20 protein-coding genes and 1 pseudogene are annotated in these 23,192 nt (G+C 71.0%); 13 read left to right on the top strand and 8 right to left on the bottom strand.

The window, feature by feature from the left end:
- Positions 1–58: 58 nt before the first annotated feature.
- Positions 59–787, bottom strand: coding sequence for a MarR family winged helix-turn-helix transcriptional regulator (locus ACRVYW_RS11535; protein ID WP_431804730.1), 729 nt, complete (start codon positions 785–787; stop codon positions 59–61).
- 102 nt (positions 788–889) lie between these two features.
- On the opposite strand from ACRVYW_RS11535, the gene ACRVYW_RS11530 reads away from it, so the two are divergent.
- The gene (locus tag ACRVYW_RS11530; RefSeq protein ID WP_431804728.1) at positions 890–1,585 is read left to right on the top strand and encodes a MarR family winged helix-turn-helix transcriptional regulator; all 696 of its coding nucleotides are present in this window, start codon (positions 890–892) and stop codon (positions 1,583–1,585) included.
- A gap of 49 nt (positions 1,586–1,634) precedes the next feature.
- Positions 1,635–3,298, top strand: a pseudogene (locus ACRVYW_RS11525) (BCCT family transporter).
- A gap of 51 nt (positions 3,299–3,349) precedes the next feature.
- Here ACRVYW_RS11525 and ACRVYW_RS11520 read toward each other — a convergent pair.
- Positions 3,350–4,771, bottom strand: coding sequence for an MFS transporter (locus tag ACRVYW_RS11520; RefSeq protein ID WP_431804726.1), 1,422 nt, complete (start codon positions 4,769–4,771; stop codon positions 3,350–3,352).
- A gap of 162 nt (positions 4,772–4,933) precedes the next feature.
- On the opposite strand from ACRVYW_RS11520, the gene ACRVYW_RS11515 reads away from it, so the two are divergent.
- The 3 genes from ACRVYW_RS11515 (at position 4,934) to ACRVYW_RS11505 (ending at position 8,600) form a co-directional block, all read left to right on the top strand.
- Positions 4,934–5,422, top strand: a complete 489-nt coding sequence (locus ACRVYW_RS11515) for a cation:proton antiporter regulatory subunit (RefSeq protein ID WP_431804724.1) — start codon at positions 4,934–4,936, stop codon at positions 5,420–5,422.
- Positions 5,423–5,436: 14 nt separating this feature from the next.
- Positions 5,437–6,636 (top strand): cation:proton antiporter, encoded by a 1,200-nt coding sequence (locus tag ACRVYW_RS11510; protein ID WP_431804723.1) that lies wholly within the window; start codon positions 5,437–5,439, stop codon positions 6,634–6,636.
- Positions 6,637–6,698: 62 nt separating this feature from the next.
- Entirely contained in the window at positions 6,699–8,600 is a 1,902-nt protein-coding gene (locus tag ACRVYW_RS11505) for a DEAD/DEAH box helicase (protein ID WP_431804721.1), read from the top strand.
- A gap of 194 nt (positions 8,601–8,794) precedes the next feature.
- On the opposite strand, the gene ACRVYW_RS11500 is transcribed toward ACRVYW_RS11505, so the two are convergent.
- Positions 8,795–10,999: a malate synthase G gene (locus ACRVYW_RS11500; RefSeq protein ID WP_431804741.1), complete on the bottom strand. Its 2,205-nt coding sequence runs from the start codon at positions 10,997–10,999 to the stop codon at positions 8,795–8,797.
- Positions 11,000–11,072: 73 nt separating this feature from the next.
- Here ACRVYW_RS11500 and ACRVYW_RS11495 point away from each other — a divergent pair, with 73 nt between their 5' ends.
- From ACRVYW_RS11495 to ACRVYW_RS11475, 5 genes are all read left to right on the top strand, one after another.
- Positions 11,073–11,888 (top strand): IclR family transcriptional regulator, encoded by an 816-nt coding sequence (locus tag ACRVYW_RS11495; protein WP_431804719.1) that lies wholly within the window; start codon positions 11,073–11,075, stop codon positions 11,886–11,888.
- A 228-nt stretch (positions 11,889–12,116) separates the two neighbouring features.
- Entirely contained in the window at positions 12,117–13,985 is a 1,869-nt protein-coding gene (dnaK, locus tag ACRVYW_RS11490) for a molecular chaperone DnaK (RefSeq protein ID WP_431804717.1), read from the top strand.
- Positions 13,986–13,997: 12 nt separating this feature from the next.
- On the top strand, positions 13,998–14,591 hold the full coding sequence (locus ACRVYW_RS11485) for a nucleotide exchange factor GrpE (protein WP_431804715.1): 594 nt from the start codon (positions 13,998–14,000) through the stop codon (positions 14,589–14,591).
- Positions 14,592–14,606: 15 nt separating this feature from the next.
- Complete coding sequence (locus ACRVYW_RS11480) at positions 14,607–15,602, top strand: DnaJ C-terminal domain-containing protein (RefSeq protein WP_431804713.1); 996 nt, start codon at positions 14,607–14,609, stop codon at positions 15,600–15,602.
- 2 nt (positions 15,603–15,604) lie between these two features.
- Positions 15,605–16,048 (top strand): heat shock protein transcriptional repressor HspR, encoded by a 444-nt coding sequence (locus ACRVYW_RS11475; protein WP_431804711.1) that lies wholly within the window; start codon positions 15,605–15,607, stop codon positions 16,046–16,048.
- A gap of 6 nt (positions 16,049–16,054) precedes the next feature.
- On the opposite strand, the gene ACRVYW_RS11470 is transcribed toward ACRVYW_RS11475, so the two are convergent.
- Entirely contained in the window at positions 16,055–17,404 is a 1,350-nt protein-coding gene (locus tag ACRVYW_RS11470) for a DUF2252 domain-containing protein (protein ID WP_431804710.1), read from the bottom strand.
- A gap of 50 nt (positions 17,405–17,454) precedes the next feature.
- On the opposite strand from ACRVYW_RS11470, the gene ACRVYW_RS11465 reads away from it, so the two are divergent.
- Complete coding sequence (locus tag ACRVYW_RS11465) at positions 17,455–18,543, top strand: AI-2E family transporter (protein ID WP_431804708.1); 1,089 nt, start codon at positions 17,455–17,457, stop codon at positions 18,541–18,543.
- 44 nt (positions 18,544–18,587) lie between these two features.
- Here the strand turns inward: ACRVYW_RS11465 and ACRVYW_RS11460 are convergent, their stop codons facing one another.
- The 3 genes from ACRVYW_RS11460 to ACRVYW_RS11450 form a co-directional block, all read right to left on the bottom strand.
- The gene (locus ACRVYW_RS11460; protein WP_431804706.1) at positions 18,588–19,223 is read right to left on the bottom strand and encodes a hypothetical protein; all 636 of its coding nucleotides are present in this window, start codon (positions 19,221–19,223) and stop codon (positions 18,588–18,590) included.
- A gap of 136 nt (positions 19,224–19,359) precedes the next feature.
- Positions 19,360–19,713, bottom strand: a complete 354-nt coding sequence (locus ACRVYW_RS11455; protein ID WP_431804704.1) for an SHOCT domain-containing protein — start codon at positions 19,711–19,713, stop codon at positions 19,360–19,362.
- Positions 19,714–19,723: 10 nt separating this feature from the next.
- On the bottom strand, positions 19,724–20,131 hold the full coding sequence (locus ACRVYW_RS11450; protein ID WP_431804702.1) for a DUF6325 family protein: 408 nt from the start codon (positions 20,129–20,131) through the stop codon (positions 19,724–19,726).
- 260 nt (positions 20,132–20,391) lie between these two features.
- Here ACRVYW_RS11450 and ACRVYW_RS11445 point away from each other — a divergent pair, with 260 nt between their 5' ends.
- A complete protein-coding gene (locus ACRVYW_RS11445) occupies positions 20,392–21,543 on the top strand; it encodes a glycosyltransferase (RefSeq protein WP_431804739.1) in 1,152 nt (383 codons plus the stop codon).
- 8 nt (positions 21,544–21,551) lie between these two features.
- Positions 21,552–22,664, top strand: coding sequence for a glycosyltransferase family 4 protein (locus tag ACRVYW_RS11440; RefSeq protein WP_431804737.1), 1,113 nt, complete (start codon positions 21,552–21,554; stop codon positions 22,662–22,664).
- Here the strand turns inward: ACRVYW_RS11440 and ACRVYW_RS11435 are convergent.
- Positions 22,655–23,107 (bottom strand): hypothetical protein, encoded by a 453-nt coding sequence (locus tag ACRVYW_RS11435; protein ID WP_431804700.1) that lies wholly within the window; start codon positions 23,105–23,107, stop codon positions 22,655–22,657. The genes ACRVYW_RS11440 and ACRVYW_RS11435 overlap by 10 nt on opposite strands.
- Positions 23,108–23,192 lie beyond the last annotated feature (85 nt).

The raw sequence follows: 23,192 nt of genomic DNA, 5'->3' as shown, positions 1-23,192 counted from the left end.
CAGCGGGCGCGGTCAGGGTCTTCTCGCGACCGCCCACCAGGGCGTGGTGGGTCGCCGGTCAGGAGCGGTGCGCCTCGGCACCACGGCTGAAGCCCGCCTGGAAGCCGCGCTCGAACGCGCGCTCCGCGGTGTGATGGTCGTGGCTGTGGCCGCCGCGGCCGTGAGCGTGGCGGTCGGCCGCGCGGCCGTAGCACTCGTCCGCGTGGACGCGGGGGCCGAAGCCCTCGCGGTGACGGGGCCCGCAGTCGTGCCGGGGGCTGAAGTCATGCCGCGGGCCGAAGCCGTGCCGGTGGGCGGCGCCGTGACGGTGGCCGAGGCCGCGGGGGCCGCGACGGCCGGAGCGGGGCAGGCGTTCCGCCGGGTCCCAGCCGAGCTCGCGGGCGATCGCCTCGAGGCTCGCGACGGTGATCGCGAAGTCCTCGGGCGACACGGCGGCGGCGACCTTCGCGCGGACGCCGCCGGCGGCCTCGCTCAGCCGAGCGTGCGCGGCGCGTCCCTCGTCGGTCAGCGTCCAGGCGCCGTCGACCTCGGTGACCCAGCCGCGCTCGATGAGCGCGCGGATCTTGCCGCCGCCGCGGCGCTGCAGTCGGGCGGCGACCTCGGGCGCGATCGTGTCGTCGGCGAGGAGGTTCAGCATCCGCCAGTCGCGGCGCGTCGCCCCCTCGCTCTCGAAGGCGCGCTCGAACTCGCGGGCGATCAGCCGATCGGTCGCGCGCAGCCAGAAGCCGAACGGACGCGGGGTGGTGGGGGGAGTAGCTGTGATGTTCTCCATGAGAAGTCCTTTCATCGGGGGCGCCCTTCAGATCGGACGCGGTGCATGTCGTATGACATGTACATGCAGTATGACATGAAAAGCAAAAGCATGTCAACTCGCATGTAAATTTGAAGGATGCCTTCCCCCACCGATGCTCCGGACGCCGACGCCCCGGACCCCGCCGACCTGGCTTCCGCCTCCGCCGACGCTCTCAGCGCCAGCGACCTCGACGCGATCGCCGCGGCGCTCGCACGGCTCCGCGGCCGCCGCCCCGGCGGTTTCGGCGGCCCCGGCGGGTTCGGCGGTCCCGGCGGCCACGGTGGCCACGGCGGCCACGGCGGATTCGGACCGCGCGGCCGGGGCGGCCCCCACCGGCATCCCGGTCATGCGTGGCTCGACGGCGACGGAGGCGACCCGCGCGCCGCGCGCTCCGGTGCGGGCGGCGACGGCGAACCTCGCACCGCGGGCGCGGGCGCAGGCACGCGCGTCGGCGGACCCGCGCGCATGCGGCTGCTCGAAGCGCTGGCCGCGGCATCCCACCCCCTCTCCGTCAGCGAGCTGGGACAGGCCATCGGCGTCGATCAGCCCCGCGCGTCGCGCCTCGTCCAGCAGGCGGTCGACCTCGGGCTCGTGCGCCGCGAGGCCGACCCCGACGACGCCCGGCGCACCCGGATCGCCCTGACCGACGACGGCGCGAAGGTCGCCCGGGGCTTCCGCGGGCAGCGCCGCGAGCACCTCGCCCAGGCGCTTTCGGGCTTCACTCCCGCCGAGCGCGCCGAGCTCGTCCGGCTTCTCGCCAAGCTCGCCGATGCCTGGCCGGGCCACGATTGACGCGGTCGCCGAGCCGGAACCTCCCGATCAGCCCGCCTATCCTGGGACGATGACCGAGAGCACTCCGACCCCGGCCGCAGACCCTCGCGCCCCCCGCCCCCTCGCCCGTTGGGTGTTCTGGCCGGCCGCCGTCATCATCGTCGCCGTCGCGTCGTTCGCGATCTTCTTCCCCACGGTCGCCGAGGAGACGTTCACCGCGGTGCAGACGACGATCATCCGCACCTTCAGCTGGTACTACGTGCTGATCGCGGCGTTCTTCGTGGCGTTCGCGCTCGTGCTCGGCTTCGGGCGTTGGGGGACATCACGCTCGGCAAGGACGACGACGAGCCCGAGTTCTCGCTCGGCGCATGGTTCTCGCTGCTGTTCGCCGCGGGCATGGGCTTCGGCCTCGTGTTCTACGGCGTCAGCGAGCCGCTGTCGCACTTCGTCACGCCGCGCCCGGGTGTGACGGGCACCGAAGCGCAGCTCGCGCAGAGCGCGCTCGTGCAGACCTACCTGCACTGGGGCATCCACGCGTGGGCCATCTATGTCGTCATCGGGGTCGCCCTCGCGTACGCGATCCACCGGCGGCGTCGTCCGGTCTCGATCCGCTGGGCGCTCGAGCCCCTCCTCGGCAAGCGCGTGCGCGGCACGTGGGGCAACGTCATCGACACGCTCGCCCTCGTCGGCACCGTCTTCGGCGTCGCGACCTCGCTCGGCCTCGGCGTCCTGCAGATCAGCTCCGGGCTTTCCAGCGCGGGCTGGGGCCGGCCCGACACCGTCATGCAGATCGCCATCATCGCGGTCATCACCGCGTTCGTGCTGGCATCGGTGCTCTCCGGCGTCGGACGGGGATGAAGTGGCTGTCGAGCTTCAACCTGCTGCTCGCCGCCGCGCTGCTCGTGTTCGTCCTGTTCGCCGCCGACACGACCTATATCCTCCGCGAATGGGTGCAGTCGATCGGCGCCTATCTGCAGAACTTCGTCGGGCTGAGCTTCACCGTCAGCGCCTTCCAGGGCGAGGCGGGCGAGGTGTGGCAGGGCGCCTGGACGTCGTTCTACTGGGGCTGGTGGATCTCGTGGGCGCCCTTCGTCGGCGTCTTCATCGCGCGTGTCAGCAAGGGCCGCACGGTCCGCCAGTTCGTCATGGGCGTTCTCATCGTGCCGACCCTCATCGGGCATCCTGTGGTTCGCCGTGCTCGGCGGCACCTCCCTCCAGCAGGAGGTGCGCGAGCCGGGGTCGATGCTCGCCGCCGACGGATCGGTCGACCTGCAGGGCGCCCTCTTCCAGCTGCTCGCGCAGCTGCCCGCCTCGCAGGTGCTGATCATCGGTGCGATCCTCCTCATCGGCATCTTCTTCATCACCTCCGCCGACTCGGGAGCCCTCGTGATGGGCATGATCGCGACCGGCGGCGACGTCGAGCCGCGCCGCTGGATCCGCGTGTTCTTCACGCTCGTGACCGCTGTGCTCGCCGTGGCGCTGCTGCTCGCCGGAGGCCTGACGGCCCTGCAGACCGCGGCGATCACGATCGCGCTGCCGTTCAGCGTCGTGATGCTCCTGATGTGCTGGTCGACGGTCATCGCGTTCCAGCGCGAGCGGCGCGTGTACGACAAGGCCGAGCGCGCGCAGCTGGTCGACTACGTGGGTGAGCACTACGGCCTCGACGTCGAGAGCGGCAACGAACGCGGTGTGCGGTTGCCGACGCTGTGGCGGACGCCGCGCAAACGCGACTGAGCCGGGCGCCGGGCGCCGGGTGGCGGGTGGCCGGGTGGCGGGTGTCGCGTGTCAGCGCACCCGCTCGTGCTTCGGCAGCCGCACGAACAGGAGCAGGACGAGCCCCAGCACGAGGATCAGCGCGATTCCGAGGATGCCGTAGTGCGTCGCGCCGAACCAGCCGATGAACAGCGACCACAGCAGCGGCGAGAGGAAGCTCATCACGCGCCCGGTCGTGGCGTAGAGGCCGAACACCTCGCCCTGCATGTCGTTCGGCGCGACGCGGGCGAGGAGTGACCGGCTGGATGCCTGGGCGGGCCCGACCGCGGCCGAGAGCACGATGCCGCCGATCCAGAAGACGAGTTTGCCGTCCTCGCGCAGGAAGAAGACGAACAGCGCGCTCGCGACGAGGATGACGAGCGCCGAGACGATCACGGCGCGCGCGCCGAAGCGGTCGTCCAGACGCCCCGCGATGATCGTCGAGACGCCGGCGACGAGGTTCAGCGCGATGCCGAAGATCATGACCTCGGTCGGCGTGAAGCCGAACGACACCGCCGCGAGCACGCCGCCGAACGCGAAGACGCCCGCGAGGCCGTCGCGGTAGACGGCGCTGGAGATGAGGAACCAGAAAGTCGGGCGGTGGTCGCGATACAGCGCCGCGATGTCGTGGACGAGCACGCGGTAGCTCGCGAAGAATCCGACGCGCGGGCGCCCGGGCCGGGCGGGCGACTCCGGCACGTTGAAGACGAACGGCAGCGCGAACACGATCGTCCAGACGGCCGCGCCCACCGCGATCAGCCGGTAGGCGAGGCCGCCCGAGACGTCGAGGCCGAACCAATCCGCGGCCGTGAGTGCGACGACGATGACGAGGGCGAGGATGCCGCCGATGTACCCGAGCCCCCATCCCAGGCCGCTCACGCGGCCGATGGTCTTCGGCGTCGAGACGTCCAGCAGCATCGCGTTGTAGCTGACGCCCGCGATCTCGCTCGCGACCGATCCGAGGGCGGTGAGCGCCGCGCCGAACCAGAAGTACTGCGGCTCGGCGTAGACGAAGAAGAGCGCGAACTGCACGAGGGCGAGAACCGCCGTGCCGCCCAGCACCCAGCGCTTCTTCGAGCCCTGCGCGTCGGCGCGCTGCCCGAGGACGGGCGCGAGGAGCAGCACGAGGATGCCGGCGGCGAACGTCACCCACCCGTACCACTCCGAGAGGTCGGACAGCCCCCGGCAGTACTCCGTCGCGGCATCCGCCGCCCGGGAGCAGACGAGGTCGCCGTCGGCGTTCTGTGCGGCGACGTCGGCGGGAAGGAACGAGTCGGAGACGAGGTAGAGCGACACCCAGACGAAGGTCAGGATGACCGAGTTGTACGGCTGGGTCGCCCAGTCCCAGAACGCCCAGGAGACGACACGTCTGCGGGGAACGGGCTCCGTGTTCACGGCTCCTGTGGCTGTCCCGGCGGCGACGGCGTCGGGCGCGGGCTGGTCGGGGAGGGACATGTTCGTCACGCTAGGGCCCTTTGGTGAACAGCTGGGGTCTCCCAGCGTGTGGTGCACAGTCGGTGCCGCGTCGGCGCGGACCTCGGGTCAGAGTACCCCGGCATCGGGGTTTTCTCCGGTCGGGCGCCGCCGCGGCGGCAAGGCCGGTGCCATCATGGGGGCATGCCCGTCCATGTCGAACGCGCCGAACTTCCCGGCATCGGAGTGCGCCACGATGTCCTCACCTCGGAGGGCCGGCGCGTGTCGGTCGTCAACTTCCGCGACGGCGGGCGCGAGCTTGCGCTCTCCGACCCCGACGACCCCGACCGCACCGACGAGACCGTCGAGCTGACCGACGACGAGGCGGCCGCGATCGCCGAGGTGCTCGGCGGGTCGCTCATCCTCACGCAGCTCGCCGGGCTGCAGGAGAAGGTGGCGGGGCTCGCGATGGAACTGATCCCCGTGCGCGCCGATTCGCCCTACGTCGGCAAGACCCTCGGCGACACCCGCGCGCGCACCCTGACCCGGTGCTCCGTCGTCGCGATCGTGAGCGAGTCGGCGGTGACCCCCGCGCCCTCTCCGTCCGACCGGCTGGACGTCGGCGACGCGCTCGTCGCGGTCGGCACGCGCGAGGGCCTCGATCGCCTCGTGCGCATCATCTCGGGCGACTGAGGGCCGGGCTCCCGATGGACCACGGCGCACTCGACCTCATCGAGATCGGTGCGCTCCTGCTCGGCATCGCCCTGTGTGCGCGGCTCGCGCACCGCCTCGGGGTGTCGTCGATCCCGTTCATCCTCGTCGGCGGGCTCGCCCTGGGCGAGGGCGGCCTCATCCCGGTGGATCACGCGGAGGGCTTCATCGCCGTCGGCGCCGAGATCGGGGTCATCCTCCTCCTTCTCATGCTGGGCCTCGAGTACAGCCCGCGCGAGCTCGTCGGAAACCTCCGCACCTCCGCCGGCGCCGGCGCCCTCGACATGGCGCTGAACGCGGTGCCCGGGGCCGTGCTCGCGCTCCTGCTCGGGTGGGGACCGGTCGGGGCCATGGTCCTCGCGGGCATCACGTGGGTCTCGTCGTCGGGGGTCGTCGCGAAGCTCCTGCACGAACTCGGCCGCCTCGCCAACCGCGAGACGCCGACCGTCCTGTCGATTCTCGTCATCGAAGACCTCGCGATGGCGTTCTACCTGCCGATCCTCACGGCGCTGCTCGTCGGCATGGATCTCGGCCCCGCGGCGATCACCGTCGTGGTGGCCCTGGCATCCGTCGTCGTCATCCTCTATCTCGCGCTCCGGCACGGCAAACGCTTCTCTCGGCTGCTCTGGACGAAGGATGCCGAGGCGCTGCTCCTCGCCGTCCTCGGGGTCACCGTGCTCGTGGCCGGCCTCGCGTCGGAGGTGAAGGTGTCGGCGGCGGTCGGCGCGTTCCTCGTCGGCATCGCCATCCAGGGCCGCACGGCGGTCGAGGCGGAGCGGCTGCTGACGCCGCTGAGGGACCTGTTCGCCGCCATCTTCTTCCTCTACTTCGGGCTCTCGACCGATCCCGCCGACCTCGTGCCGATGCTCCTTCCGGCGGCGGTGCTCGCCGCCATCACGATCGCGACGAAGATCCTCACGGGGTATCTGGCGGCGCGCGGCGCGGGCATCGCCGAGGCGGGGCGCTGGCGCGCGGGCTTCGCGCTGACACCGCGCGGGGAGTTCTCGATCGTGATCGCCGGGCTCGCGGTCGGGGCGGGGATCGACCGGTCGCTCGCCGCCCTCGCCGCCGCATACGTGCTGATCACGATGATCGCCGGGCCGATTCTCGCCCGTATCCCCGACGGGAAGGGGTTCACGCGGTGGACGTCGGCGCGTCAGCGTCGGCGCCGTGAGCGTGCGGCGGCCAGGGTGTGAGGGTGCGGGGAGCGATGCCGGCGACCGCTGTTCTCCCAGCGGCCGACCGGTACCGTTGAGAGATGACCGCAGACACCGCGCCCGAGGACACCGCCACCCGGGATGACGCCCCTGACGTCCCGGGCCGTCACGCGGATGCCGCGGCATCCTCCCCCGCCGAGCCCGCCGCCGAGCCCCCCACCGCCCCCGGCTTCGCCGACCTCGGCCTCGCCCCGGCGGTACTGAAGGCGCTGAAGGACGTCGGGTACGAGACACCCTCCGCGATCCAGGCCGCGACGATCCCGCCGCTCCTCGACGGGCGCGACGTGCTCGGCACGGCGCAGACCGGCACCGGGAAGACCGCCGCGTTCGCGCTGCCGATCCTCTCCCGCCTCGACCTGTCGCAGAAGACGCCGCAGGCGCTCGTCCTCGCCCCCACGCGCGAGCTCGCCCTGCAGGTCTGCGAGGCGTTCGAGTCGTACGCCGGGCACCTGCGCGGCGTGCACGTGCTGCCCGTCTACGGCGGCCAGGGGTACGGCCAGCAGCTCTCGGCCCTCCGCCGCGGCGTGCACATCATCGTGGGCACGCCCGGGCGCATCATGGATCACCTCGACAAGGGAACACTCGACCTCTCCGAACTCCAGTACCTGGTCCTCGACGAAGCCGACGAGATGCTCAAGATGGGCTTCGCCGAAGACGTCGAGACGATCCTCGCGGATACCCCCGACACGAAGCAGGTCGCGCTCTTCTCGGCGACGATGCCGGCGCAGATCCGCCGCCTCGCGGGCACCTACCTGAAGGACCCCGAGGAGATCAACGTCAAGGCGAAGACGACGACCTCCGCGAACATCACGCAGCGCTACCTCGTCGTCTCATACCCCCAGAAGGTCGACGCCCTCACCCGCATCCTCGAGGTGGAGCCCTTTGAGGGGATGATCGTCTTCACCCGCACGAAGAACGAGACCGAGACCCTCGCCGAGAAGCTCCGCGCCCGCGGCTACACCGCCGCCGCGATCAACGGCGACATCGCCCAGGCGCAGCGCGAGCGCACCGTGAACCAGCTCAAGGACGGCAAGCTCGACATCCTCGTCGCGACCGACGTCGCCGCACGCGGACTCGATGTGGAGCGCATCAGCCACGTCGTGAACTTCGACCTGCCGATCGACACCGAGTCGTACGTGCACCGTATCGGCCGCACGGGCCGCGCCGGCCGCACCGGCGACGCGATCAGCTTCGTCACGCCGCGCGAGCGCCGCATGCTCGCCTCGATCGAGAAGGCGACCCGCCAGCCGCTCACCGAGATGTCGCTCCCGAGCGTGGATGCCGTCAACGCCACGCGCCTCACCCGCTTCGACGACGCGATCACCGCCGCACTCGCCGAGACCGAGCGCATCGACCGCTTCCGCGACATCATCAACCACTACGTCACGCATCACGACGTGCCCGAGGCCGACGTGGCCGCCGCGCTCGCCGTCGTCGCACAGGGCGAGACGCCGCTGCTGCTGGATGCCGAGGCCGACGTGCCGCCGCGCCGCGAGCGCTTCGACCGCGACGACCGGAGCCGCGGGGATCGCGACGACCGCAGCCGCGGGGATCGCGACGACCGCAGCCGCGGGGACCGTGACGGCGACCGTCCGCGCCGCGAACGCCGGGGCGGCCCCACGGCGACCTACCGCATCGAGGTGGGACGCCGGCACAAGGTCGAGCCGCGCCAGATCGTCGGCGCCCTCGCGAACGAGGGGGGCCTGCGGCGCGAGGACTTCGGCGCGATCCAGATCCGCCCCGATTTCTCGCTCGTCGAGCTGCCCGCCGACCTGCCCCGCGACACCCTCGCGCGCCTGGAGAACACCCGCATCTCGGGCCGGCTCATCGAGATCAAGCCCGACCGGTTCCAGCGCTCCGCGAAGCGCCCCGAGAAGCGCTTCGACAAGAGCTCCGACCGTCGCGACCGCGACGACCGCCCGCGCCGCCGCTACGACGACTGACGCGCGGCGCCGGCCACGCTCGCCGCGTCACCGAGACAGGAATTATCACCGAGACAGGACCGTATGCGGTGTTTCGGTCCTGTCTCGGTGATATCTCCTGGCTCCGTGACCTCAGCGACCCCCGTGACCTCCGCGACCCCGTGACCTCCGCGACCCCGTGACCTCAGCGACCCCCGTGACCGCGCGCGAGCGCGCTACGCCCGGTCGGCGTTCTTCTGCGCGCGGCGATAGCGGTGCAGGATGAACTCCGTGTAGCCGTTCGGCTGGTCGGCGCCGTCGACGATCAGATCGCGCGCGGCCTGGAACGACAGCGACTCGGTGCCGTCGTCCGCCACGAGCGGGCGGTAGGAGGCATCCCCCGCGTTCTGCCGGTCGACGATCGGAGAGATGCGCGCGAGCGCCTCGTCGACCTGCGCACGCGTGATGACGTCGTGGCGCAGCCAGTTCGCGAGCAGCTGGCTCGAGATGCGCAGGGTCGCGCGGTCCTCCATGAGGCCGACGTCTTCGAGGTCGGGGACCTTCGAGCAGCCGACGCCCTGGTCGACCCACCGCACGACGTAGCCGAGGATCGACTGGACGTTGTTGTCGAGCTCCGTCGCGATCTCCTCGGCACTCCACGATGCGGTGGGGTCGAGGGGTACGCGCAGGATCTCGTCGATGTCGGCGCGCGGGCGCGAGCGCAGCTCCGCCTGCACGGCTGCGACGTCGACCTGGTGGTAGTGCACCGCGTGGATCGTCGCGGCGGTCGGCGACGGCACCCACGCGGTCGTCGCGCCGGCGCGCAGCTGCGCGGACTTCGTCTCGTACATGTCCTTCATGAGGTCGGGCATCGCCCACATGCCCTTGCCGATCTGCGCGCGCCCGGGCAGGCCGTGCGCGAGCCCCGCGTCGACGTTCGCGTTCTCGTACGCCACCATGTTCGGCTGGCCCTTGAGCTCGCCCTTGCGGCGGAACGCGCCGGCTTCCATCGAGGTGTGGATCTCGTCGCCGGTGCGATCGAGGAACCCCGTGTTGATGAACACGACCCGATCGGATGCCGCGGCGATCGCGGCGTCGAGGTTCAGCGAGGTGCGCCGCTCCTCGTCCATGATGCCGATCTTGAGGGTGCGGGGCGCGAGGCCGAGCGCGTTCTCGACGCGGCCGAACAGCTCGACGGTGAACGCGACCTCGGCAGGCCCGTGCTGCTTGGGCTTGACGATGTACAGCGACCCCGTGCGCGTGTTGGCGAGCGTCGTCTCCTGACGGAGGTTCGGGATCGCGGCGGCGGCCGTGACGAACGCGTCGAGGAAGCCCTCGGGGATCTCGTCGCCGGCGGCATCCCGCACCGCGTCGGTGTACATGTGGATGCCGACGTTCCGCACGAGCATCAACGAACGGCCGTGCAACGTGAGCGTGGAGCCGTCCGGCGCCGTGTAGGTGCGGTCGGCGTTCATCGAGCGGGTGAAGGGGCGGCCGCCCTTCTGGAACGTGACGGTGAGCTCGCCCGAGAGAAGCCCCTGCCAGACCGAGTAGCCCTGGACCTTGTCTTCGGCGTCGACCGCCGACACGGAGTCCTCGAGGTCCATGATCGTCGTCACGGCCGCTTCGAGAACGATGTCCGCAACGCCCGCCGCGTCGAGCGCGCCGACGGGGCTCGACGGGTCGATCAGCACGTCGAGGTGCAGCCCGTGATGGACGAAGAGCACGGATGCCGGGGATGCCGCATCTCCCGTGTATCCGGCGAACGCGGCCGCGTCGACGAGGCCCGCGGTCGTGCCGTCCTCGAGCGACACCACGAGCGCGCCCTCGGGCGAGACGGCGTAGGAGGTCGCCTGGGCGTGGGAGCCGGCGGTGAGCGGCGCCGCCATGTCGAGGAGCTCGCGGCCCATCGCGACGACGACCGCGCCGCGGGCGGGGTTGTAGCCGGCACCCTTCGCGGTCTCGCCCCCGTCGGCGATGAGGTCGGAGCCGTAGACGGCGTCGTAGAGCGAGCCCCAGCGCGCGTTGGCGGCGTTGAGGGCAAAGCGGGCGTTCGTCACCGGGACGACCAGCTGCGGGCCGGCGAGGTGGGCGATCTCGACATCGACGTCCTCCGTCGAGATCTGGAACGGCTCCGGCTCCGGCTGCAGGTAGCCGATCTCGCCCAGGAACGCCTTGTGGGTTTCGAGGTGGGTTTCGAGATCGGTCGGCACGCCGGGGTTCGCGCGGTACCACTGGTCGAGCTGCGCCTGCAGACGGTCGCGCTCGGCGAGGAGGGCCGCGCCGCGCGGGCCGAGTTCGGCGACGGTCGCGGCCAGCGACCGCCAGAAGGCGTCGGCGGAGAGGCCCGCCGCGGGGAGCACGTCGTTCTCGATGTAGTCGAGAAGCCGGTCGTCGACGGAGAGGCCCGCCCGCTCGGTGCGCGTGGTGCTGTCGGTCATGGTCACGAGGTGCTCCTCTTCGCTCGTCAGAATTCCGCATTGCGGAAGACAAGTCCTATATAATGGAAGTGCTATGAGCATACCGGTATCCTCCGCACCTTCCGAACCCGAACCCGAACGCAACCCCGACGCGGCCTCCGCTCGCTCCGGCTCCGTCCAGTCGGTCGCGCGCACCTTCGCGGTGCTCGACGCGATCGCGGATGCCGGAGGGTCCGCCGGACTCGCCACGATCGCCGCCGCCGCCGGGCTCGCCGAGTCGACGACGCATCGCCTCCTCGCCACGCTCGTCGAGCTCGGTGTCGTGCGGCGCCTCCCCGACCGCGCCGGCTACGCCCTCGGCGTGCGGCTCGTGCGGCTGGGTGGGGCAGCGACCCCGGCCCTCGGGGCCGCCGTCCGGCCCGTTCTCGAAGGCCTCGTCGACGACCTCGGCGAGAGTGCGAACCTCGCGATGCTCGTCGGCGCGCAGGCCGAGTACGTCGCTCAGGTGCCGTCTCGGCACTCGATGCGCATGTTCACCGAGGTGGGCCGGCGCGTCGACCTGCACTGCACCGGCGTCGGCAAGGCGATGCTCTCGACCCTCGACCCGGAACGCGCGGCGCGGCTGATCGCCCAGGCATCCCTCCCCGCACGCACGACCCACACGATCACGGACCGCACGGCGCTCACGGATGCCGTCGCACAGACGCGCGAGCGCGGCTACTGCCTCGACGAGCAGGAGCAGGAGATCGGCGTGCGCTGCGTGGCGGTGCCGATTCCGGGGTCGAGCGCGCCGTCGTACGCGGTCTCGGTGTCGGGGCCGCTGCCGCGGATGACCGACGACCTCATCGCGCGCGCCGTCCCCGCGCTGCACGCGGCGGCGCGGCGGATCGCGGTCGCCCTCGAGAGCTGAACGGCACTCAGCGACAGCTGAACGACACTCTGCGACGTCACCATAAGACTTGATACTTGTCATATCAAGTTCACTTGACAGGGCTGCGGCGGCCCCGGTAATGTGGAGACATCGCGAAGTTGAGCTTTAGTGACTCAACTTTGCGAGAAGGCTTCAGAAGGACCGGCGCCCGGGGAGGGGCGCCGATCGCACAACCCAGAGCGACACGCTCAGAGCAAGGAGAAACACATGGCACGTGCAGTGGGCATCGACCTCGGAACGACGAACTCGGTCGTCTCCGTCCTCGAAGGCGGCGAGCCGAACGTCATCGCCAACGCCGAAGGATTCCGCACGACCCCCTCGGTCGTCGCATTCACCAAGGACGGCGAGGTGCTGGTCGGAGAGCCCGCCAAGCGCCAGGCCGTCACCAACGTCGACCGGACGATCACGTCGGTCAAGCGCCACATGGGCACCGACTGGAAGACGCAGCCGATCGACGGCAAGCAGTACACGCCGCAGGAGATCTCGGCGCGCATCCTGCAGAAGCTCAAGCGCGACGCGGAGCAGTATCTCGGCGACTCCGTGACGGATGCCGTCATCACGGTCCCCGCGTACTTCAACGACGCCGAGCGTCAGGCCACGAAGGAGGCCGGCGAGATCGCGGGCCTCAACGTCCTCCGCATCATCAACGAGCCCACCGCTGCCGCGCTCGCGTACGGCCTCGACAAGGGCAAGGAGGACGAGCTCATCCTCGTCTTCGACCTCGGTGGTGGAACGTTCGACGTGTCCCTGCTCGAAGTGGGCAAGGACGACGACTTCTCGACCATCCAGGTGCGCGCCACCGCCGGCGACAACCGCCTCGGCGGCGATGACTGGGACCAGCGCGTCGTCGAGTACCTGATCAAGCAGTTCAAGGACACGACGGGCGTCGACGTCTCGGGCGACAAGATCGCCCTCCAGCGCCTCAAGGAGGCCGCGGAGCAGGCGAAGAAGGAGCTGTCGTCTTCGACGAGCACCTCGATCAACCTGCCCTACCTCTCGCTCACCGAGAACGGACCCGTGTCGCTGTCGGAGACGCTCACGCGCGCCAAGTTCGAGGACCTCACCAAGGACCTCCTCGACCGCACGCGCAAGCCCTTCGCCGATGTCATCCGCGAGGCCGGCATCAAGGTCGACGACATCGACCACGTCGTCCTCGTCGGCGGCTCGACCCGCATGCCCGCGGTCTCCGAGCTCGTCAAGAGCGAGACCGGCAAGGAGCCCAACAAGGGCGTGAACCCGGACGAGGTCGTCGCCGTCGGCGCGGCCCTGCAGGCCGGTGTCCTCAAGGGCGAGCGCAAGGACGTGCTCCTGATCGACGTCACCCCGCTCTCCCTCGGCATCGAGACCAAGGGCGGCATCATGACGAAGCTCATCGAGCGCAACACGGCCATCCCGACCAAGCGCAGCGAGACCTTCACGACCGCCGACGACAACCAGCCGTCGGTCGCCATCCAGGTCTTCCAGGGCGAGCGCGAGTTCACCCGCGACAACAAGCCGCTCGGAACGTTCGAGCTCACCGGCATCGCGCCGGCGCCCCGGGGCATCCCGCAGGTCGAGGTCACCTTCGACATCGACGCCAACGGCATCGTGCACGTGTCCGCGAAGGACAAGGGCACGGGCAAGGAGCAGTCGATGACGATCACCGGCGGCTCGAGCCTCCCCAAGGAGGACATCGACCGCATGGTGCGCGAGGCCGAGGAGCACGCCGCCGAGGACAAGCAGCGCCGCGAGTCGGCCGAGGTCCGCAACCAGGCCGAGACCCTCTCGTACTCGATCGAGAAGCTCATCAAGGACAACGAGGACAAGCTCCCCACCGAGGTCAAGGACTCCGTCCAGGCCGACGTCGACGCGCTGAAGACCGCGCTCGCCGGGGATGACGAGGCTGCCGTGAAGACGGCCTTCGACAAGCTGAACGCCTCGCAGTCGCAGCTGGGCGAGGCGATCTACGCCGCGTCGCAGGCGGCCGGTGAGCCGGCCGACCCGAACGTCGGTCAGCCCGGCGACGGCGAGACGCCCAACCCCGAAGAGGACGTCATCGACGCCGAGGTCGTCGACGACGAGGACGAGAAGAAGTAAGAGAGCCGAGACATGACGAAGGACTTCGAAGAGCCGATCGACGAAGTCCCCGGCGATGAGGGGTCGGATGCCGCGGCATCCGACCCCCAGTCGCAGGGAGACGAGACCACCGACGACGAGCTGACGGTCGACGACATCCTCGACACGGCGCAGTCCGACGAGGCGGCCGTCGCCGAGGCATCCGACGAGGACAAGGACCTGCTCCTCGACCTCAAGCGCCTGCAGGCGGAGTACGCCAACTACCGCCGGCGCACCGAGGAGCAGCGCGAGGTGGAGATCGCCCGTGCGAAGGGATCGGTCGCCAAGGGCCTCCTGCCCGTCCTCGACGATCTCGATCGCGCCGAGAAGCACGGTGACCTCGCCGAGGGGTCGCCCCTCGCGGTGATCGCCGAGAAGCTCCGCGGCATCGTCTCGCGTCTGGGCGTCGAGACGTACGGCGTCGCGGGCGAGGTGTTCGACCCGCAACAGCACGAGGCGATCTTCTACGCCCCCAACCCCGGCGGCGTGGAGGACGGCACGATCCTCGACGTCGTCGAGGTCGGCTACCGTCTCGGCACCATCGAGCTGCGACCGGCGAAGGTCGTCGTCGCCGGTTCGGCCGACTGACCGGAGGGGGTGTCCATGGCCAGTCAAGACTGGTTCGACAAGGACTTCTACAAGGTCCTCGGCGTCTCGAAGGACGTCTCCGAGGCCGATCTGAAGAAGACCTATCGCAAGCTCGCCCGCAAGTACCACCCCGACTCGACGCAGGGAGACCCCGCCGCCGAGGCGAAGTTCAAGGAGATCAGCGAGGCGTACGCGATCCTCTCCGACAAGGATCAGCGTGAGGAGTACGACCAGATCCGCGCGATGGGTGCGGGTGGTGCGCGCTTCCAGGCGCCGGGCGCCGGCGGGGCGGGCGGGTTCGAGGACGTCTTCAGCCGGTTCGGTCAGTCGCGCGGCGGCTCGTACCAGCAGGCGGACTTCGACGACCTGTTCTCGATGTTCGGCCAGGCCTCCGGCGGCGGCTTCGGATCAGGACGGTTCGGCCAGTCCTCGGGCGGATTCCGCGGCTACGGCGGCCCCCACAAGGGTGCCGACGTCACGGCGCGGACGACGCTCGACTTCCAGACCGCGGTCAAGGGCGAGACGATCACCCTCGCAGGGGAGGACGGAAAGCCGTTCAAGGTCAAGATCCCCGCGGGGGTCGCCGACGGCCAGAAGATCCGTCTGCGCGGCCGCGGCCGTCCGTCGCCGGACGGCGGCGAGTCGGGCGACATCGTCGTGCAGGTCACGGTGCGCCCGCATCCGGTGTTCACGCGTGACGGGCTGAACCTTCGCGTGACGGTCCCCGTGACCTTCACCGAGGCGGCGCTCGGCGCGACGATCGAGGTGCCGACGCTCGGCGGCGATTCCGTGAAGCTCCGCGTCGCGCCCGGCACTCCGTCGGGGCGCGTACTGCGCGTCAAGGGGCGCGGCGTGTCGACCTCGAAGGGGACGGGCGACCTCCTGGCCGAAGTGCAGGTGGCGGTGCCTTCGCACCTCGATGACAAGGCGCGAGAGGCGCTGGAGCGCTTCCAGGAGCTCGAGCCGAAGGAGAACCCGCGGGCCGACCTGCTCAGCAAGGCACGAGAGTGATCATGGCCGAGCGAGAACCCTACGAGGACCCGGACGAGGAGGCCCCGATCTTCGCGATCGCGGTCGCCGCCGAGCTCGCCGGCATGCACCCGCAGACGCTGCGTCAGTACGACCGACTCGGTCTCGTCGTGCCGGCCCGCACGCAGGGCGGCTCGCGGCGCTACTCCCTGCGGCACGTGCAGCAGCTGCGCGAGGTCGCGGCGCTGTCAGCCGAGGGCATGAGCCTCGCGGCGATCGCGCGCGTCATCGAGCTGGAGAACACGGTGCGGGGGCTCCGCCGCCAGGTGCGCGAGCTCGAGGGCCGCCTGCAGGTCGAGGCCGACCGGCGCTCCCGGGTGTTCGCGGCCGCGGCATCCGGCTCGGTCGTCACGCTCCGTCAGGGCACGCGTGTGCGCCGCGAGACGGACCTCGTGCTCTGGCATCCGCACCTCGGATCCGGACAGTAGCGAGATCTACGCCCTCGCCGCGAGGAAGGCCTCGTAGTCGGCGCGGGACACCTCCGCGTAGGCGTACGCCCAGTCGAGGAGGGCCTGCGTGATCACACGCGCGTTGCCGATGTACCCCGCCACGAGCGACGCCGTCGGGGATTGGGCGTGCGCGCGGGCGAGAACCGCGGCGCAGGCGCGCGCGTACAGGACGAACGACGCGTCGTCGAGGGCTTCGGCATCGATCCCGCCCTTCATGTCGCGGAACTGCCGCACGTAGTAGTCGTGAGCGGGCCCGCGGAAGTGGCCGAGGAACGGGTCGGACACTCCCTGCAGAATGCGTTGCAGCGCCACCACACGACCTCCCTCCCCTTCGTTCGCGATGAGTTCGTCGATCTCCGACGGCTGGGCGCAGCCCCCGTACTCGATGAGGACGCTGCGGCCCGCCTCCTTCGTCTGCATGAGGAGCGCGTGACCGTCACCGTCGACGAGGACGCTCACGTAGCAGCGGGTCCCGACGCTTCCGACCCCCACCACCCGTCGCACGGTGTCGGAGGCGACGTAGTGGCGGAGCAGAAGCCGGATGTCCGAGCGCGTCGTCAGAAGATACTTCTCGAGCGCCCCCGTGATCTCGCGCGTCGCCGCGTCGTCGATGTGCGTCATCGTCGGGGGCTGCTCCACGAATCGCCGCAGGCCGTCCTCGCCGCGCGTGGTGAGCTTGCGCGTCGCGCGCTCGGACGTCCTCTCCTCGGCGTCGGCGATCGCGTCGCGCAGCACGCGACGCGCCGACGAGCTGCCGTCACCGAGCCCGCCGGCCGCATCGAAGTGCTGGTAGTACCGGCCCACCGGCGACGACGCGCGGCTCTCACGCAGCGCGTGCGCGTACTGGTGCACCGCCCCTTCGGCCGCGGTGCGCGTCACCGCGCCGTCGCGCCCGCTCGCCTGGGCGGCGATCACGATGCTCGCGACGAGCCGCTTCACATCCCATTCCCACGGCGCCCATGCGGCCTCGTCGAAGTCGTTCAGGTCGAACACCAGCGTCCGCTGCGGCGATGCGTAGAAGCCGAAGTTGGACACGTGCGCGTCGCCGCACGATGCGACGAGGATGCCGCTGGAGGGCCCCGCCGCCAGGTCGGCGGCCATGAGTGCGGCGGTTCCCCGATAGAACGTGAACGGGCTCGCCGACATCCGCTCGGTGCGCAGCGGCACGAGCTCGGCCACGCGCGACGCGTTCTGCGCGTCGAGGATCGACAGGGGATCCCGACCCGTCGTCACGAGGTTCGCGATCGAGCGGCGCGGCGTCGCGCGGCGGCGGTCGCGACCCTGCGCCGCGAGGTCGGCGGTCGAGAGAGGTGCAGACAGCGGAACGGAGGCCATGCGCCCATGATGGCACCGCCCCGGCGGCGCACACCGGGTAGCGTTTCCGCATGACGCGCGCCACGACCACGACAGCTCCGGCCTCCCGCGCGCTCTCGCCCACGCTGTCGGCGCTGCTCGGCCTCGCGGCGGCGGTGCTGGTGCTCGCGGGCGTCTACCTCGCTCGCGAGATCATCGGCCCGCTCGCACTCGCCGCCGTCATCGTCATCATCTGCGAGCCCGTGCGTCGACCGCTCGAGCGGCGCGGGTGGCCGCGCTGGGCGGCGACGACCGCGGTGATCGCGGTCGCCTACCTCGTGCTCGCCGCGATGGCGGCGATGCTCGCCTACTCCGGCACGGCGTTCGTGGGCCTCGTCCGTGACTCCGCCGACGATCTGCGCGCCACCGCCGACCAGCTGGTCGCGTGGCTCGGGAGCCTGGGGCTGCAGGACCAGGCATCCGACGCCGCCGCCTCCCTGCTCGACCCGGCGACGCTCGTCAGCTTCGCGACGTCCCTCGGCAGCAGTGCGCTCGGCGTCGTCACGGCGTTCTTCTTCGTGCTCGCCTACGTCATCTTCATGGCCGTCGACGATGCGCGGTACACCCGCGCCGAGGAGCGCTTCGGCGCCCGAGTCACCCCGTTCGTCCGCCGCGCCGAGAGCTACAACCGGTCGGTCCGCCGCTACTACGTCGTCAACGCGAGCTTCGGACTCGTCGTCGCCGTCATCGATGGCCTGGCGCTGTGGGCGCTCGGCATCCCGGTGCCGGTCGTCTGGGCGATCCTCGCGTTCGTCACGAACTTCATCCCCAACATCGGGTTCATCCTGGGTCTCGTGCCGCCGGCCCTGCTCGCCCTCGTCGTCGGCGGCTGGCCGCTCATGCTCGTCGTCATCGGCATCTATTGCGTCGTGAACGTCACGCTGCAGGTGATGATCCAGCCGAAGTTCGTGAGCGACGCCGTCGACCTGACCCTCACGCTGAGCTTCTTCTCGGTCGTGTTCTGGACGTTCATCATCGGTCCGCTGGGCGCGCTGCTGTCGATCCCCCTGACGCTGCTCGTCCGCGAGCTGCTCTTCGGCGGCGACCCGAAGGCGTGGTTCGCGCGCTGGCTCTCGGGCGACGACGACGCCGCGCCGCCGCGCGAGGTCGGGACCGCCTGACCGCTGAGGCGCGCGCTGGCGCGGGATTCAGCTCGGGTCCCGGTTCAGCTCGGGTCGAGTCGCAGCACGGTCGGCGACTCGCCCACCGCCACGTCGTCGACGATCCGGAGCGTGCGTGCCAGGTCATCGAGCGCGCGCTCGACCGTGCCGAAGCGCTCGCGGTCGCCGCCGATGGCGGTGAGGGTCACGAACGCCGAACCGGCATCCCACGTGTACGTCACGTACGGCGGGACGGATGCCGCGGCGCCCGGTCCCGTGCCCGCCGCCGTCCCCCCGCCGCTCGCGCGCGGCACCGGGACGGCAAGCTTCTCACCGACGCCGAGGTAGGGCGAGCGGAAGTCCTCGGTGTCGTCGTACTCGATCGGCATCATGGCGCGCGCCGTCCGCAGCTGCGACGTCGCCTGCTGGATCTGCGCGAGCGCCACGACGAGCTCAGGGTCGTCCTTCCACGTCCAGACGAGCACGCGCCCGTCGGCCTGACGCAGCAGGAGCGGCGCCGCCTGGCTCGCCGCCCACGCGGCGAAACCGGTGCCCGCGCGCGGCGCCGCGCCCATCGCGGCGTTCGCCTGCGCGAAGAGCATGCCGATCGCGCGCTTGCGGCGTCGCCGCCCGCGCAACCCCAGCGACCCGGTGACGGGCACCCAGAGGGCGGGGTCGGCGTCGGCGTGCAGGCGCATCATCGTCCCAGCGTAGGCGGCGCGGACGCCGACGGCATCCGCCGCTCGGGTTGCCGCGTTCGGTCGGAACGCGTCGCCCCGACCGACGGATCTCGGCACCTCGACGGCGCCCCGCACCCCGCGCCCCGTGCCCCGCGCGTCAGGCGAGGAGCTTCGCCTTCGCCGCCGCGAACTCGGCGTCGTCGAGCACCCCGGCATCCTTCAGCGCCGCGAGCTTCTGCAGTTCGGCGACCACGTCGACGACGGGTGCGGCGGCCGCGGGCGCGGATGCCGCCGCGGGAGCTGCAGCCGGTGCGGCCGCCATCTGCTGCGCGACGGCGGCCTGCGCGGCGGCCTCCACCTGCGCCTTCTGCTGGGCCGCCTGGTAGAGCTGCGCCTGCGTCGCGGTGTGGTGCTTCTCGGCGGCGCGGGCGTTGACGGCGTTCGCCGTTCCCGCGACGACCGCGGTGCGTGCGGCCAGGCCGATGAGGCCCGGGCGTCCGTTCCTTCTCATGGTGTCCCCCTCAGTCCTCCTCGTCGACGGCGTCGACGAGGGCGTTCACGACGGGAGCGGGGATCCGCTCCACGCTCAGCACCTCTCCGCCCGCGGCGGCGAGGTGACCCGACAGGACGCGCGCCCAGGTGAGTTCCAGCACCACGACGGCGGCGACCGTTTCGGGATCGAGCAGCTCGGCGAGCTCCTCGATGTCTTCGTCGCCCGCCATTCCGGGCGAGTGGAGCTCGAGCTCGCCGTCGTACTCGGCGGTCGTGTACGACCCGTCGGCGGCGGTCCGGACGATCACGAAGTCGAGCACCCGCACGGTCCCCGACGCGACGTCGTCGGCGAGCGCTTCGAGCACCGCCGCGGGCGGCCCGTCGTCCGGAAGGGTGACGAGGTAGAACTCGACGGGTCCGTACTCGAAGGCGCTCATGGCGTTCCTCTCGGTGGTGGGGCTCGGTGCTGATCCGACGCCCTCTGTCGCCAGGCTAGACCTTGCTGCGGCGGCCCGCGGACACAGTGCGGCCGGGGAAATGCCGTGAAAAGGATGCCGCGCACAGCGCCCCCGTTCCGGGGTCGTCGCCGACCCCTCGGGTAGACTCGGGGCGGTCCGACGCACCCGTCGGCGACGCCGCACAGATAGGCAGCCACCCACCTGTGACTCCCCCCGCGCATGAGCCGCTGACGATCGTCATGGCGGCCGACACGTTCGCCCCCGACGTCAACGGCGCCGCCCGTTTCGCCGAGCGGCTCTCCGCCGGTCTCGCCGCCCGCGGTCACGATGTCCACGTCGTCACCCCGAGCGTGGGCCACCGCAACCACGGCGTGTTCACCGAGAACATCGAAGGTCAAGACATCACCGTCCACCGGCTGCCCGGCGTCCGCTGGCCTCCGCACGACTGGCTGCGCTTCGTGTGGCCATGGCGCGCCAAGCACTACGCCCGGAAGATCCTCACCGACGTCCAGCCCGACGTCGTGCACAGCCAGTCGCACATCGTGATCGGGCGGGGACTCACCCGGATCGCCCGACAGCGCGGCATTCCCGTCGTCGCCACGAACCACGTGATGGCCGAGAACATCATCGACTTCACGACCCTGCCGCCTCTGCTCGACAAGGTCGTCGTCAAGCTCGCCTGGGACGACGCGAAGCGCACCTTCGACATGTCGCGCGCCGTGACGACGCCGACGCGGAAAGCGGCGGAGTTCCTCGAGCAGACGATCGACATCGACGGCGTCATCCCGATCAGCTGCGGCATCGACAAGGGCAACTACACCCCCGACCTCACGCCGCGGGAGCATCACCGCGTGCTGTTCGTCGGCCGCCTCACGACCGAGAAGCACGTCGAGGTGACCCTCGCGGCCGTCGCGAAGCTCGCGCCCGAGCTGCCGGCGATCACGTTCGACATCGTGGGCGGCGGCGACCAGCGCAAGAGCCTCGAGCAGGTCGTGCAGCGCCTCGGCATCCAGGACCGGGTCACCTTCCACGGGCGCGTCTCCGAAGAAGAGCTGCGCGCCGCCTACACCCGGGCCGACGTCTTCGCGATCGCCTCGATCGCCGAGCTTCAGTCGATCGCGACGATGGAGGCCATGGCGTCGGGCCTGCCCGTCGTCGGCGCGAACGCCGTCGCGCTGCCGCACCTCGTGAACGACGGGGTGAACGGCTATCTCTTCGAGCCGGGCGATGTCGACGACCTCGCCGACAAGCTCCGTCGCGTCCTCACCGCGTCGCCCGAGGAGTACCTCCGCATGCAGCAGGCATCTCTCGACGGCGTCGACATCCACGACATCGAGAAGACGCTCGACACGTTCGAGAAGCTCTACCGCGGCGAACCGCTCGAGCCGTGAGCGCGCACATGCGGCTGCTGTTCGACGCGCGCTACATCCGCACCGACTTCCACGACGGCATCAGTCGCTACTCGACCGAGCTCGCCGCCGCCGTCGCGGCGGAGGCACCGGCGCGCGGGGTCGATGTGGTGTTCCTCATCCACGACGAGGCGCAGAGGGCGCATCTGCCCGAGGGTGCGCGTGCTCTCCGCATCCACGCACCGACCTCCGTGCTCGAACCGTTCGCGGCCCTCCGCCTCAACCGGTACCGGCCCGACGCGGTGTTCTCGCCGATGCAGACCCTCGGCTCGCTCGGGCGCCGCTACGCGCTCGTGCTGACCCTCCACGACATGATCTACTACCGACACCGCACACCCCCGCGCGACCTCCCTGCGCCGATCCGCCTCGGGTGGCGCCTGTTCCACCTTTCCTACGTGCCGCAGCGCGTGACTCTGAACGGCGCCGACGTCGTCGCGACGGTGAGCGAGACGAGCGCCGCCGACTTCGCTCGGGTGAAGCTGACGAAGCGGCCCGTCGTCGTCGTGCCGAACGCGCCGCAACGGCTCGCGGCGCTGCTGCCGGAGGCGGACGGCGCCGGCGGTGTCGTCCCGGGAGCCGAGAACCTCGTCTACATGGGGTCGTTCATGCCCTACAAGAACGTCGAGACGCTCATCCGCGCCGTGGCCGAGCTGCCCGGGCGGACCCTCCACCTGCTGTCGCGCATCTCACCGGCGCGCCGCACCGAGCTCGAGGCGCTGATCGACCCCGCGGGTGGGCGCGTCGTGTTCCACGGCGGGGTGACGGATGCCGAGTACGCCGCGCTCCTCGCCGATCGGGCGGTGCTCGTCTCGGCCTCGCTCGACGAGGGGTACGGCCTTCCGCTCGCGGAGGCGCTCGAGCTCGGGGTGCCCGCCGTCGTCACCGACATGCCGATCTTCCGCGAGGTCGCGGGCCCCGGCGCCCTGTACGCCCCCGGAAAGGATGCCGCCGCATTCGCCGCCGGCATCCGCTCGCTCGACGATCCCGACGCCCGCGCCGCGCTCGTCGCTGCGGGGGAGGAGCACATCGCGCGGTTCGCCTGGGCGCGCTCGGCGGGTGCGCTGCTCGATGCGCTGGAGACGCTGCCGCGGCGTCAGAGGTAGCCGACCACCGAGAACATCAGCGAGATGAGCGTCGAGACGGTGGCCGCGATCCCGAGCCCGATGCCGATTCCGCCGAGCAGCGGCTGCTCGCGACGCGCCAACGCGCCGCAGACGATCGCGCCGACGCCGACCGCGGCGGAGAGGATGTCCGAGATCCAGTACGCCACCTGGTAGGCCTCGTAGCTCCCCGACAGGCGGATTGCGCGGAACACGAAGAACATGAAGAGGCTGAGGATGAGCGGGATGGACCCGAGGATGATCGACGTGATCGCGAGTCCCCGCCCGGTCGTCGACGTGCTGGAGGATGCGGCGGGCGGCGGCGGGTTCCAGCCTGCAGGCGCGTAGGAGGCGGCCGGATAGCCGGCCGGAGGCGGAGCGGCAGCGCCGTACGGCGTGGGCTGGCCCGGCGGCGGGTTGGTCGGCTGCGGGTTCGGCGTGGTCATGGCGCGCTCCTCATTGCGGGGGTGGCCCCACTCTAAGGGGACGAGGACTCTCGGGGCGAGGGTGCTCTGCGGGGCGAGGGCGCTC

The sequence above is a fragment of the Microbacterium sp. bgisy203 genome (genome assembly GCF_965345155.1).
Classification (GTDB): domain Bacteria; phylum Actinomycetota; class Actinomycetes; order Actinomycetales; family Microbacteriaceae; genus Microbacterium.
The sequence above is the reverse complement of the archived record's forward strand: the minus strand, read 5'-3'. Positions and strand labels throughout refer to the sequence as shown.

What these genes read in the sequence shown, in the direction of transcription:
- ACRVYW_RS11535 (WP_431804730.1), bottom strand. Translation starts at nt 787, where the DNA reads ATGAAAGGACTTCTCATGGAGAACATCACAGCTACTCCCCCCACCACC.
- ACRVYW_RS11530 (WP_431804728.1), top strand. Translation starts at nt 890, where the DNA reads ATGCCTTCCCCCACCGATGCTCCGGACGCCGACGCCCCGGACCCCGCC.
- ACRVYW_RS11520 (WP_431804726.1), bottom strand. Translation starts at nt 4,771, where the DNA reads ATGTCCCTCCCCGACCAGCCCGCGCCCGACGCCGTCGCCGCCGGGACA.
- ACRVYW_RS11515 (WP_431804724.1), top strand. Translation starts at nt 4,934, where the DNA reads ATGCCCGTCCATGTCGAACGCGCCGAACTTCCCGGCATCGGAGTGCGC.
- ACRVYW_RS11510 (WP_431804723.1), top strand. Translation starts at nt 5,437, where the DNA reads ATGGACCACGGCGCACTCGACCTCATCGAGATCGGTGCGCTCCTGCTC.
- ACRVYW_RS11505 (WP_431804721.1), top strand. Translation starts at nt 6,699, where the DNA reads ATGACCGCAGACACCGCGCCCGAGGACACCGCCACCCGGGATGACGCC.
- ACRVYW_RS11500 (WP_431804741.1), bottom strand. Translation starts at nt 10,999, where the DNA reads ATGACCGACAGCACCACGCGCACCGAGCGGGCGGGCCTCTCCGTCGAC.
- ACRVYW_RS11495 (WP_431804719.1), top strand. Translation starts at nt 11,073, where the DNA reads ATGAGCATACCGGTATCCTCCGCACCTTCCGAACCCGAACCCGAACGC.
- dnaK (WP_431804717.1), top strand. Translation starts at nt 12,117, where the DNA reads ATGGCACGTGCAGTGGGCATCGACCTCGGAACGACGAACTCGGTCGTC.
- ACRVYW_RS11485 (WP_431804715.1), top strand. Translation starts at nt 13,998, where the DNA reads ATGACGAAGGACTTCGAAGAGCCGATCGACGAAGTCCCCGGCGATGAG.
- ACRVYW_RS11480 (WP_431804713.1), top strand. Translation starts at nt 14,607, where the DNA reads ATGGCCAGTCAAGACTGGTTCGACAAGGACTTCTACAAGGTCCTCGGC.
- ACRVYW_RS11475 (WP_431804711.1), top strand. Translation starts at nt 15,605, where the DNA reads ATGGCCGAGCGAGAACCCTACGAGGACCCGGACGAGGAGGCCCCGATC.
- ACRVYW_RS11470 (WP_431804710.1), bottom strand. Translation starts at nt 17,404, where the DNA reads ATGGCCTCCGTTCCGCTGTCTGCACCTCTCTCGACCGCCGACCTCGCG.
- ACRVYW_RS11465 (WP_431804708.1), top strand. Translation starts at nt 17,455, where the DNA reads ATGACGCGCGCCACGACCACGACAGCTCCGGCCTCCCGCGCGCTCTCG.
- ACRVYW_RS11460 (WP_431804706.1), bottom strand. Translation starts at nt 19,223, where the DNA reads ATGATGCGCCTGCACGCCGACGCCGACCCCGCCCTCTGGGTGCCCGTC.
- ACRVYW_RS11455 (WP_431804704.1), bottom strand. Translation starts at nt 19,713, where the DNA reads ATGAGAAGGAACGGACGCCCGGGCCTCATCGGCCTGGCCGCACGCACC.
- ACRVYW_RS11450 (WP_431804702.1), bottom strand. Translation starts at nt 20,131, where the DNA reads ATGAGCGCCTTCGAGTACGGACCCGTCGAGTTCTACCTCGTCACCCTT.
- ACRVYW_RS11445 (WP_431804739.1), top strand. Translation starts at nt 20,392, where the DNA reads ATGGCGGCCGACACGTTCGCCCCCGACGTCAACGGCGCCGCCCGTTTC.
- ACRVYW_RS11440 (WP_431804737.1), top strand. Translation starts at nt 21,552, where the DNA reads ATGCGGCTGCTGTTCGACGCGCGCTACATCCGCACCGACTTCCACGAC.
- ACRVYW_RS11435 (WP_431804700.1), bottom strand. Translation starts at nt 23,107, where the DNA reads ATGACCACGCCGAACCCGCAGCCGACCAACCCGCCGCCGGGCCAGCCC.